Here is a 10,766-nt window from a genome sequence, read left to right as displayed (position 1 = left end):
ATGCGTGATCTGATCCTTCAACTCAGCAAAAGTTCGATTTATTCAACAAAGTCCCTCGAAGGTCATGCCCGGCTGGTAGAACGAGAAGTAATCTGGATCGGTTACCGCCTCTTCCGGGGGCGTGCGTACCCAGTTTTTACCCGGCTCCCAGCACTGCCATTCGGGCTGGAATTGTGAAAGTGAATTTTGCGTGGTCAACGGGAGCGCTACCCACCAGCATTTTTCAATCACATCGGCGTATTGTGCGATCATGTTATTCACATGCTGAATGGTACAGGTGAACTGTGCTTCCCAGTCGATAAATAACAGACAGATTTTCTTTCCCATTTTTCGGGCTTGTCGGGCCGTTAAATGGAACATAATTGTGGAATCTTTTCCGCCAGAAAATGAAACACAGACCCTTGGCAGATTTTCAAGCGTCCATGTTATGCGCTCTGTGGCAGCGTCAAGGACATTTTGATTGAGCGGATGCTTATAAATTGACAAAGGCAACTCCTCCTGGAAATAAATACCGGACGTTCATGTCAATGCAGGAGAGAGAATAATAGTAGTGAAAATAAAGGCAGGTAAATCAAAAAAGGCAGATTTTTTATTATCTATAAATGAGGGTTATATTTTGAAGAGAGAAATGGCTGTAAATATCACAGCCATTCGGATTTATTTTTGCGTAATCTGCTCAACAAACTTCGAGAAAACCGAGCTGTTAAGCGCTGAGCGGTTATAAACCATGAAGACTTCCATTTGAGGCAGCGTAAAGGGTGCGTCAACTTTTTTCAGTCGCAATACGTCACGGTATTTTTCATACAGGACTTCCGGGATATATCCCACTAAATGCGATGCGCTGATCATGGTCATGATTGAAAAGAGAGAGTCGCAGCGAAAACCGATTGTCCTGTCGGCATGCACTTCCTCAGTCTTTGACTGATAGTGTTTCACACCCGCTTCATCGCTCAGGAAGATCGTAAACTTCTCTTTCTGCAGCTCTTCCAGGGTAGCGGTCTCCTGCAGGCGGGGGTGATCCTGGCTGCACACCAGAATCATTCGGTAATTGATATAGGGAACGCACACCATTGAGCGATTGTTGATAGGCGCAATGGAGAAAATTAAGTCTGCTTTGCGGTAGGCAAGCAGGTCTTCTGCGGAATCCGCGGACAGCAGCATGTCATGAAGCTCTATTTCATAATTGTGCTCTCGCATCAATAGCTTCATGGGGCTGAGCAGATTGTCGGTTGTCAGAACCTGCGGGCAGTAGATGACAAAATTCTTTTTGAGCGATGAGCCATGCATGATGTTGATGGTCTGCTCAAGCTGATTGAGGTTTTGCTCAAGATGATAATGCAAATTTGCCCCAACGGTAGTGGGAGTGATCCCTTTTCCCGAACGGATAAACAGCGGATCGTTCAGCTGGTTACGCAGCCGCTGCAGGGATTGACTGACCGCGGAAGGCGTTATGTAGAGCGTTTCTGCTGCCTTGCTGATGCTCAGGTGTTGGTAGATGCATTCGAAAATGACCAGCAGATTGAGATCGAATTTTTTTAAGTCGTAAAGATTTGCCATGTTTCATCCTGAGTGTGCTGCGTTGCGTTATCACATCACTGATAACTATAGAAGGAACGTAACCATTTACCATCCTTGATGGTTAGCTCGCTTAATTATGATTGAAAACCAACTTAATATATCACGAACGTAGATTAATGAAATAGAACTTCAATAATGGTTAAGATATTTTTACCTTTAAAATAGAAAACAGAACTGAATAAAAATAGTCAGATTTATATATGGACAAGTAATTATCACTCATTTTTATTTTTACTGGCGTGAGCATTAGCGGCGATGGGGAATGCTTAGTTTGGTAAAACCTATCACAGCCATAGATATGATTATCCCTTCAATCCATTGCCCTGTCCCGACACGAGTGCTGTAATCGAGGGGCTGTAACGACCTTGATATAAAGGTATGTAGAGCGCAACGCAACGCCAGTCTCACTGGCACTGAAAGTTCCTGTGGAAAGTTCAGGTATCAGGGCCGCCCACCAGGGCGGCCTTTTTACTTTCGGGCTTTTATTCATTGGGTTCACAACGTTGTCTTGTTCGGGTTGTTAGGTATGGCTGATTGATTTGATAAAGCAAACGCATTAGCCCATGTAGCGAAAGTTCGTTACCTTACATCTCAACGAAAACACGGAGGAAGTACAGATGTCTTTGATTAACACCAAAATTAAACCTTTCAAAAACCAGGCGTTCAAAAACGGCGAATTCATTGAAGTCACTGAGAAAGATACCGAAGGCCGCTGGAGCGTGTTCTTCTTCTATCCGGCTGACTTCACTTTCGTTTGCCCGACCGAACTGGGTGACGTGGCCGATCACTACGATGAACTGCAGAAGCTGGGCGTAGACGTGTACTCTGTCTCTACCGACACCCACTTCACCCACAAAGCGTGGCACAGCAGCTCTGAAACCATCGCGAAAATCAAATACGCGATGATCGGTGACCCGACTGGCGCCCTGACCCGTAACTTCGACAACATGCGTGAAGATGAAGGCCTGGCAGACCGTGCGACCTTCGTTGTTGACCCGCAGGGCATTATCCAGGCTATCGAAGTTACCGCTGAAGGTATCGGCCGTGATGCATCTGACCTGCTGCGTAAAGTGAAAGCCGCTCAGTACGTGGCGTCTCACCCAGGCGAAGTTTGCCCGGCGAAATGGAAAGAAGGCGAAGCGACGCTGGCTCCATCTCTGGACCTGGTCGGCAAGATCTAAGTCTGTAAAGCCTGGCGGCGCTGCGCTTGCACAGGCCTACAGTATCGTAGGCCGGGTAAACGACGTGCCACCCGGCAACCCATGGGCGCCCCCCGCGCCCATTTCATTCCAGCACCATGATGCAAGTTGCATTCAGGCCGCCCGTATAAGGCAGCTTGCATGATGACGTTTTAAGAGAGGGAAGAACAATGCTCGACACTACAATGAAAACCCAGCTCAAGGCATACCTTGAGAAACTGACCAAACCTGTTGAGCTGATTGCCACGCTGGACGACAGCGCTAAATCGGCAGAAATCAAGGAACTGCTGGCGGAGATCGCCGAACTGTCACCGAAAGTGACCTTCAAAGAAGCGAACGATCTGGCAGTGCGTAAGCCATCTTTCCTGATCACCAACCCGGGCTCTGATCAGGGGCCGCGTTTTGCCGGCTCACCGCTGGGCCACGAATTTACCTCACTGGTGCTGGCTCTGCTGTGGACCGGTGGGCATCCGTCGAAAGAGGCGCAGGCGCTGCTGGAGCAGATCCGCGATATCGACGGGGATTTCACCATTGAAACGTACTATTCGCTCTCCTGCCACAACTGCCCGGACGTGGTGCAGGCGCTGAACCTGATGTCAGTCCTGAACCCGCGTATTAAACACACCGCAATTGATGGCGGCACTTTCCAGAACGAAATCACCGATCGCAACGTGATGGGGGTTCCGGCAGTGTTCCTGAATGGGCAGGAGTTTGGCCAGGGCCGTATGACCTTGTCCGAAATTGTGGCCAAAGTGGATACCGGCGCCGAAAAACGTGCCGCAGAAGAGCTGAACAAGCGCGATGCGTATGATGTACTGATTGTCGGCTCTGGCCCGGCGGGCGCCGCGGCAGCGGTCTATTCCGCACGTAAAGGTATTCGTACCGGTCTGATGGGCGAACGCTTTGGCGGCCAGGTGCTGGATACCGTGGATATCGAAAACTACATCTCTGTGCCGAAGACCGAAGGCCAGAAACTGGCTGGCGCACTTAAAGCGCACGTCAATGATTACGCAGTGGATGTGATCGACAGCCAGAGCGCCAGCAAGCTGGTTCCTGCCGCAGTCGAAGGTGGCTTACACCAGATTGAAACCGCTTCCGGCGCGGTGCTGAAAGCCCGCAGTATTATCATTGCCACCGGTGCCAAATGGCGCAACATGAACGTGCCGGGTGAAGATCAGTATCGCACCAAAGGCGTGACCTACTGCCCGCACTGCGATGGTCCGCTGTTTAAAGGCAAACGCGTGGCGGTGATTGGCGGCGGTAACTCCGGTGTTGAAGCGGCTATCGACCTGGCGGGCATTGTTGAACACGTTACCCTGCTGGAATTTGCACCAGAGATGAAGGCAGACCAGGTACTGCAGGATAAAGTACGCAGCCTGAAAAACGTCGACATCGTGCTGAATGCGCAGACCACGGAAGTGAAGGGCGACGGCAGTAAAGTCACCGGTCTGGAGTACCGCGACCGCGTCAGTGGCGATGTGCACAGCGTTCCGCTTTCGGGGATCTTCGTGCAGATTGGTCTGCTGCCAAACACCACCTGGCTGGAAGGCGCCATTGAGCGTAACCGCATGGGCGAGATTATCATCGATGCCAAATGTGAAACCAGCGTGAAGGGCGTATTTGCGGCGGGCGACTGTACTACCGTGCCGTACAAGCAGATCATCATCGCGACCGGTGAAGGGGCGAAAGCGTCTCTGAGCGCGTTCGACCACCTGATTCGCACCAAAACAGCATAATAAAAGTCAGTAAGACTGCACCTGCACCAGGAGAGGCCACCAGAAGGTGGCCTCTTTTTTTTATCTCACGACCATCACCGGAATGTGGGTGTGACGGATAACGCTGGAGGCGTTTGAACCCAGCAGATGCGTGGTAATGGACGGATTGCGTGAACCGATAACCACCACGTCGGCGTTCAGCTCGCTCGCCAGCTCGTTAACGGCATCGCGCACGCTGCCAAACCGGACATGCGTTTTAATGCGGGAAGGATCGATGGTGAAGTGCCCGACCATCGTTTGCAGGCGATTTTCCGCCTCATGCTGCAGATGCTCTTCAAAGCGGCGTACATCGGCGGCAAAGCGATGCAGACTCAGGCTGGCAGAACCCGGCAGCACGTGTAGAAGATGAATAATCCCGTCCTGCTGCGCCAGAAATTCCGCATGGCGTACGGCCTTGTCGCTCAGCTCCATCTCAAAAACATCAACCGGCATAATAATTCTCTGATACATACCCGTTTCTCCTTGTTTATAAACGCTGGAATCATTCAACCATAAAATGAATATGGTTTTTGTAAGCGCTGCGGCACTTTTCTGTTTTTCCCAGGATAAATCTCAAAAGCCCGCTAATCCCGGGCAGGTCGTCAGGGAACGCTACCCTTAAATACTTACCCGGATCCTTTCGGAGGTCGCATGAAAGCACTCACGTACCACGGTCCACATCATGTTCGTGTCGAGAATGTCCCCGATCCTGTTATTGAACAACCTGACGATATTATCCTGCGCGTAACGGCCACGGCGATCTGCGGATCGGATCTGCATCTCTACCGCGGGAAGATCCCCAAAGTTGAACACGGCGATATTTTTGGCCACGAGTTCATGGGCGAAGTGGTGGAGACGGGCAGGGAAGTGAAGACGCTGCAAAAAGGCGACCGGGTGGTGATCCCGTTTGTCATCGCCTGTGGTGACTGCTTCTTTTGCCGCCTGCAGCAGTACGCGGCCTGCGAGAGCACCAACGCCGGGCAGGGCGCCGCGCTGAATAAAAAGCAAATTCCCGCGCCCGCCGCGCTGTTTGGCTACAGCCATCTTTATGGCGGCGTGCCCGGTGGACAAGCGGAATACGTTCGGGTGCCCAAAGGTAACGTTGGGCCGTTCAAAGTGCCTCAGCTGCTCTCCGATGATAAAGCGCTGTTCCTCTCCGATATCTTGCCTACCGCCTGGCAGGCGGCGAAAAATGCCCAGATTGAAAAAGGCTCCAGCGTCGCCGTTTTTGGTGCAGGGCCGGTGGGGTTACTGACCATCGCCTGCGCGCGGCTGTTAGGTGCCGAACAGATCTTTGTGGTTGACCATCACCCGTATCGTCTGCGTTTTGCCGCAGAACGCTACGGCGCTATCCCCATCAACTTTGATGAAGACAACGACGCAGCGGAAAAAATCATTGAGCAAACCGCAGGCCAGCGCGGCGTGGATGCCGTCATTGATGCCGTGGGGTTTGAAGCCAAAGGCAGCACCACGGAAACCATCCTCAGCAACCTTAAAATTGAGGGCAGCAGCGGTAAAGCGCTGCGTCAGTGTATTGCTGCTGTTCGACGGGGCGGGGTGGTGAGCGTGCCCGGCGTGTATGCGGGTTTTATCCATGGCTTCCTGTTTGGTGATGCCTTCGATAAGGGGCTCAGTTTTAAGATGGACCAGACCCACGTCCACGCCTGGCTTGGCGAGTTGTTACCGCTGATCGAAAAAGGGCTGCTGACGCCGGAGGAGATTGTCACCCACTATCTGCCGCTGGACGATGCCGAACGCGCCTACCGGATCTTTGAAAAACGGGAGGAGGCGTGCCGCAAGGTGATTCTGGTGCCCGGTGCAGAAACGCCGGAAGCGGCGGAACAGCAGGTTAAAGGGCTGGTGAATGCGTTTCCGGGTGGGGTGGTTTAAGACGGTTCCCTTACCTGCGGCACGATATAGGACGTCCAGGTGAATCTGCGGAAAGAGGATGCGCAGGCATCCTCTGTGCAACGCGGGTCGCGCTTGTTCAGATGGGATTAACGCAGGTAATCGCCTGCCGCTTCTGGCTGGTAGAGCAACGCCAGCACTTCCAGATGGGTCGAGGCACCGCCCGGCAATTCCCAGTGAATGGTATCCCCCGTACGCAGGCCCAGCAGGGCCGCGCCGACCGGTGCCAGCACGGAAAGCTGAGCGCTGCTGTCGGTCATTTGCGCCGGGTAGACCAGCGTGCGGGTTAACTCTTCGCCCGTTGTCAGGTTGCGGAATTTGACCTGGCTGTTCATGGTGACCACGTCATGCGGCATGGACTCCGGGGTACACATCTGCGCCCGGTCGAGCTCTTCATTCAGGGCATCGGCTACCGGGAGCGAGGCGAATTCTGGTTTCTCCAGAAGTCGGTCAATACGTTCTGCGTCAAGTTCATTGATAATGATGGTGGGTCTGGACATTTTTTACTCCATGTCGTTAATGCTGCGTGTAACGCAGAAACCAATCCAAAAGAAAACCCTCGCCGTCTGGCAGCGAGGGTTTAACTCTCCCGATGATACTGTCTGCGCACGCAACTTTGAAGTGATAGAGGTCACATTCATGGGCCATATGAATTTTCGCTGAAATTTATTCAGTCTGCATTTCTGGCGGATTGCGTTACGCTGAACGTTCTGAATCAGGATAGTGGGTAAACGCAGTTCGCGTCTGCCCCTTATAAGAGAGCGCTATGTACTTTTATCAACCGTCACAGGGGCATGGCCTGCCGCATGACCCGCTGAATGCCATTATTGGTCCGCGTCCGATTGGCTGGATCTCCTCCTGCGACCAGGCAGGACAGATCAACCTGGCACCGTATAGCTTCTTTAACTGCTTTAACTACCGCCCGCCGATTATTGGCTTTTCCAGCAACGGCTGGAAAGACAGCGTGCGTAATATTAACGAAACGGGTGAGTTTGTCTGGAACCTTGCCACGCGCGATCTGGCTGAGGCGATGAATCTCACCTCCGCTACGCTGCCTCACGATCAAGACGAGTTCTCTTTTTCCGGATTGACGCCAGCGGCAAGCCAGCTTGTAAAGGCGCCACGCGTGGCCGAGAGTCCGGTGAACTTTGAGTGCCGCCTGTCGCAGTGTATTCAGCTGACCGGCGCCGACGGCACACCGGTTGACACCTGGCTGGTGCTGGGCGAAGTGGTGGGGATTCATATTGCCGAATCGCTGCTGGAAGAGGGGATCTACCAGACGGCGAAAGCGCAGCCCATCCTGCGTGCGGGTGGGCCGACGGCCTATTATGGCATCAGTGATGAACACCGCTTCGATATGGTGCGCCCGATTGTGGATCAGTAACCCACTTTATCGATAACAAACTGTTTGCCACAGTTACCCGGATGTGGCTGTGGCGCAAAAGAGCCGGCAGACAGCGGGTTATTAATGGTGCTGGCCTTAAGCGAGATCTGCATTTCGGTCAGATAGGCCGGATTACCATTGCAGGTCAGTTTGAACGCTTTGATGTTGTCTTTGCTCCAGCTTTTCGCCACGGCATTATCAAAATCTTTACGGCTTACCGATTTACCGTAGTTATCCGCCAGGAATTTACCCACCGCGCTGTTTTTTATCTCCTGATTCATCCGTACCATGGTGCCGAAATAGGCGTCAGGATCAAAGCCGAAGCAGACGCCGTGTTTGGCGTACTCATAGCGTTCCAGGCAGGAGTTACCGCCAGCGCCGGGCATGACGCTGTTTAGCTTTGCGGCACCCGACAGTGATAGCCCGGTTTCGGCGGCTGAGCATTTGCGGCTGGCTTTGGCTTCCGGCATGTTCGGGATTGGGCGGGTCGCGCAGCCAAAACGCATCCAGCGGCGTTCATCCACGCCGCGTGCGGCGATGGATTTTGGCAGGCCAGGCCATAATCCGTGTACGGTCAGATAATCGGTCTTGTTATTGCTCTCTTTTTGCAGACGGCACTCTTCGGGTTCGTTACGGTTACGTTCAGCCATGCTCTGGCAGAACCCGGTTTGCCAGGAAAGCGCCAGAACGTAGCGATCGAAATCGCCATACTGCGTGGCTTTGAGCGGATCCGCCTGCGCGGAGAAGACACAGAGTGCAAGCGCCATGGCGCCAGACGGGATAACGATATCCTTCCTGAACATGTGATTTCCTGATGGGTTAACGCGATAGATTTCTGGAAGTTATTAAAGCACAAAAAGCGCCCGCAGGCGCTTTTTGGATATCGGTCATTTTACTCAGGCTGCGCCAGGAACCAGCACTTCGGTTGCGATAATCACGATGATCAGGCCCACAAGCACCGGGACCGACGTGCGTTTTACCACTTCGAACGGCGAGATTTTTGCCATCCCGGCGACCGCGACTACGACACCTGATACCGGCGAAATGGTACGACCGAGGTTAGACGCCTGAAGCATGGGAATGGAGAGGTAAGCCGGGTTAATACCGGAAGAATGTGCCAGTTTTGGGATCATCTCAACGAAGGCGTAGAACGGCGCGTTGCCTGAACCGGTGGTCATTGCCGCCAGCATGGTCAGCACCACCAGTACCAGCATCAGGATAATGCTGGCAGAGCCGAACGACGTGGCGATGGAGATGAGGCTCTGAATAAAGCCGATAGTGCTCAGACCCTGCGCGAAGACGCCTGCCGCCACCAACAGCATCACGACGCCTGCAAACGCATCGGCCATACCGCGATACGCCACTTCCAGGCCAGAAAATACCTTCTGAGTGTTGAAACCGCGAATAAATTCCAGCATGGCGGCCAGCAGCATACAGATAACCAGAATGGTAATGATGTGCAGCTGTGGTCCCCATTTGCCGTCAAAAATCAGCACGCCGATGATAGGCGTGAACGGCAGAATGGAATAGAACGCCGGGGCGGTGGTGGTGATTTCATTCACGTCCATCATTTCGTGGCTGATGTGCTCTTTTTTATCGAGATAACGCTGCCAGAAGAAATGCGCGATGCCCATGCCCACGATAGCCACAATGGAAATCGGCAGCGTGGTTTTAAAGGCGAAATCGATGAGTGACATTTCCGCGGCTTTCGCCGCCAGTACGACGTCGCCAGAGGTAGGGGAGAGAATAATGGCCGCCGGAGAGGCGCAGATAGCCGCCGCTGCACCACGGCTAATGCCGACGTTAACCATCACCGGGAACAGGGTAGCCATTAACAACACCCCCAGGCCAGTGGCTGACGACACGGCCAGCGACATCAGACAGGCGAGGAAGTAGGCTGCCACCATCAGCAGATACGGGGAGTTGATGTACTGCAGCGGTCTGGAGGCCAGCTTCACGACCATATCGTTGGCACCAATATGGGTCATGTATGCGGCAAAACCGCACAGCATCATGATCATCATGCCCAGATCGCCACCGCGGCTCATGAGCAGAATTTTAATGTATTCAACAATGTCTGTGGCGGTATACCCGGTGCTGGCTGCGCTGGCGGGTAAGACCTGGTGACCCATCAGGGCGCTAACGATCAGCAAGGCCAGGCCGCCGACAAATAACACGCCCGTGGCGGAATACCCCTTAATGATGTAGCGTGCTACACCGACAATGACGACGACTCCGATAAGGAGCTCGAAAAACGTAAGCATGATTTCCCCTGTATCCTTGCTGCCCGAGAGCACAAATAATCAATAAAAAAGAAGGATGAGAATGTGCCGAATTAATGGCCAGTCCTTGCTGATTAAAATCAATAAATATACTACTAAAGCAGATGTTAGCGATATTTTTGCCATGGTGATGGCAATAATGACATATGGGTATTGACCGGTGACAACAGTGGAGTATGTCATTTAAATGCTAATGAGTTGTTAATTTATTGATTCTATATTAACACGTTCTTGAATAAGTATTAACACGTTCTTGAATAAGAGGGGAAAAGACTTTTCCTGCCGGTGCGCGTTGGTGAGTGGGTCAGTACAGCGTTTCGTGAGAAAGGGGCTGAGCAGCACGAAAACACTGGCTGTAGAGGCTAATGATAATCTTTATACCTTGCAGACAGGGCGTTATGTTTGTCCTGAAAGCCATATTAACTGAAGGGTTATTTTTACCGGTAGGCATTATTAAAAAAGGTTTGAACGCGCCCGTGAGATGATTATTCAACAGGCCACCGTGCCGCTCTCAGAATATTCTCGCAAAGTGGCTGATTAATTAGGAGTAATGCCGATGCCGTTAAGGCTCCATTCAACTATTGTATGGTAAACTTTGCCTCGAATACTAAGGAAGGTGCGAACAAGTTCCTGATATGAGATCATCATATTCATCCGGAGC

Annotated in this window: 9 protein-coding genes and 1 pseudogene; 4 read left to right on the top strand and 6 right to left on the bottom strand. The window is 52.4% G+C overall.

Features of this window, described 5'->3' with window-relative positions; genetic code table 11:
* Positions 1–54 precede the first annotated feature (54 nt).
* Both HX884_RS23225 and HX884_RS23220 read right to left on the bottom strand, forming a co-directional pair.
* Positions 55–486, bottom strand: a pseudogene (locus HX884_RS23225) (phosphoadenosine phosphosulfate reductase family protein); the annotation flags it as partial.
* 171 nt (positions 487–657) lie between these two features.
* A complete protein-coding gene (locus HX884_RS23220) occupies positions 658–1,557 on the bottom strand; it encodes a LysR family transcriptional regulator (RefSeq protein ID WP_178328869.1) in 900 nt (299 codons plus the stop codon).
* 638 nt (positions 1,558–2,195) lie between these two features.
* On the opposite strand from HX884_RS23220, the gene ahpC reads away from it, so the two are divergent.
* Positions 2,196–2,759 carry an alkyl hydroperoxide reductase subunit C gene (gene ahpC, locus HX884_RS23215; protein WP_008501015.1) on the top strand — a complete coding sequence of 188 codons (564 nt, stop codon included), beginning with the start codon at positions 2,196–2,198 and terminating at the stop codon, positions 2,757–2,759.
* A gap of 188 nt (positions 2,760–2,947) precedes the next feature.
* A complete protein-coding gene (gene ahpF / locus HX884_RS23210; RefSeq protein ID WP_178328868.1) occupies positions 2,948–4,513 on the top strand; it encodes an alkyl hydroperoxide reductase subunit F in 1,566 nt (521 codons plus the stop codon).
* Positions 4,514–4,573: 60 nt separating this feature from the next.
* Here the strand turns inward: ahpF and uspG are convergent, their stop codons facing one another.
* Positions 4,574–5,002: a universal stress protein UspG gene (gene uspG / locus HX884_RS23205; protein WP_013097606.1), complete on the bottom strand. Its 429-nt coding sequence runs from the start codon at positions 5,000–5,002 to the stop codon at positions 4,574–4,576.
* A 180-nt stretch (positions 5,003–5,182) separates the two neighbouring features.
* On the opposite strand from uspG, the gene HX884_RS23200 reads away from it, so the two are divergent.
* Entirely contained in the window at positions 5,183–6,421 is a 1,239-nt protein-coding gene (locus HX884_RS23200) for a zinc-dependent alcohol dehydrogenase (RefSeq protein ID WP_178328867.1), read from the top strand.
* A gap of 107 nt (positions 6,422–6,528) precedes the next feature.
* On the opposite strand, the gene rnk is transcribed toward HX884_RS23200, so the two are convergent.
* The gene (rnk, locus tag HX884_RS23195; RefSeq protein ID WP_013097604.1) at positions 6,529–6,939 is read right to left on the bottom strand and encodes a nucleoside diphosphate kinase regulator; all 411 of its coding nucleotides are present in this window, start codon (positions 6,937–6,939) and stop codon (positions 6,529–6,531) included.
* A gap of 266 nt (positions 6,940–7,205) precedes the next feature.
* Between rnk and HX884_RS23190 the strand changes: the two genes are divergently transcribed.
* Positions 7,206–7,823, top strand: a complete 618-nt coding sequence (locus HX884_RS23190) for a flavin reductase family protein (protein WP_013097603.1) — start codon at positions 7,206–7,208, stop codon at positions 7,821–7,823.
* Here HX884_RS23190 and rna read toward each other — a convergent pair.
* Positions 7,817–8,626 (bottom strand): ribonuclease I, encoded by an 810-nt coding sequence (gene rna, locus HX884_RS23185; protein ID WP_029882130.1) that lies wholly within the window; start codon positions 8,624–8,626, stop codon positions 7,817–7,819. The two genes, HX884_RS23190 and rna, sit on opposite strands and share 7 nt — an antisense overlap.
* A gap of 93 nt (positions 8,627–8,719) precedes the next feature.
* A complete protein-coding gene (gene dcuC, locus HX884_RS23180) occupies positions 8,720–10,087 on the bottom strand; it encodes an anaerobic C4-dicarboxylate transporter DcuC (protein ID WP_020685657.1) in 1,368 nt (455 codons plus the stop codon).
* Between the last annotated feature and the right edge of the window lie 679 nt (positions 10,088–10,766).

Origin of the sequence: Enterobacter sp. SECR19-1250, assembly GCF_013391025.1 — a bacterium.
Classification (GTDB): Bacteria; Pseudomonadota; Gammaproteobacteria; order Enterobacterales; family Enterobacteriaceae; genus Enterobacter; species Enterobacter cloacae.
Note: the sequence above shows the minus strand (reverse complement) of the source record. Positions and strands in the feature narration are given on the sequence as shown.

Coding starts and splice junctions, on each gene's coding strand:
- HX884_RS23220 (WP_178328869.1), bottom strand. CDS start 1,557: ATGGCAAATCTTTACGACTTAAAAAAATTCGATCTCAATCTGCTGGTC.
- ahpC (WP_008501015.1), top strand. CDS start 2,196: ATGTCTTTGATTAACACCAAAATTAAACCTTTCAAAAACCAGGCGTTC.
- ahpF (WP_178328868.1), top strand. CDS start 2,948: ATGCTCGACACTACAATGAAAACCCAGCTCAAGGCATACCTTGAGAAA.
- uspG (WP_013097606.1), bottom strand. CDS start 5,002: ATGTATCAGAGAATTATTATGCCGGTTGATGTTTTTGAGATGGAGCTG.
- HX884_RS23200 (WP_178328867.1), top strand. CDS start 5,183: ATGAAAGCACTCACGTACCACGGTCCACATCATGTTCGTGTCGAGAAT.
- rnk (WP_013097604.1), bottom strand. CDS start 6,939: ATGTCCAGACCCACCATCATTATCAATGAACTTGACGCAGAACGTATT.
- HX884_RS23190 (WP_013097603.1), top strand. CDS start 7,206: ATGTACTTTTATCAACCGTCACAGGGGCATGGCCTGCCGCATGACCCG.
- rna (WP_029882130.1), bottom strand. CDS start 8,626: ATGTTCAGGAAGGATATCGTTATCCCGTCTGGCGCCATGGCGCTTGCA.
- dcuC (WP_020685657.1), bottom strand. CDS start 10,087: ATGCTTACGTTTTTCGAGCTCCTTATCGGAGTCGTCGTCATTGTCGGT.